1 protein-coding gene is annotated in these 275 nt (G+C 41.8%); it reads left to right on the top strand.

The window, feature by feature from the left end:
• The coding region (gene nuoB, locus QQK25_RS24900; protein ID WP_284190089.1) for an NADH-quinone oxidoreductase subunit NuoB at nt 1–275 on the top strand (275 nt) is incomplete at both ends.

The raw sequence follows: 275 nt of genomic DNA, 5'->3' as shown, positions 1-275 counted from the left end.
CCGCTGGTACAGTAACAATGAAAATGGCTCCCTCTTTAGTGAGATTATATGAGCAAATGCCTGAACCAAAATATGTTATTGCTATGGGAGCTTGTACTATTACAGGGGGGATGTTCAGTACGGATTCTTATAGTACTGTTCGGGGAGTTGATAAGTTAATTCCTGTGGATGTTTATTTGCCGGGTTGCCCGCCTAAACCAGAGGCAGTTATAGATGCTATAACCAAACTTCGGAAGAAGGTATCGCGAGAAATCTATGAAGATAGGATTGGATCT

The organism is Zoogloea oryzae (assembly GCF_030161255.1).
Taxonomy (GTDB): Bacteria; Pseudomonadota; Gammaproteobacteria; order Burkholderiales; family Rhodocyclaceae; genus Zoogloea; species Zoogloea oryzae.
Note: the sequence above shows the minus strand (reverse complement) of the source record. Positions and strands in the feature narration are given on the sequence as shown.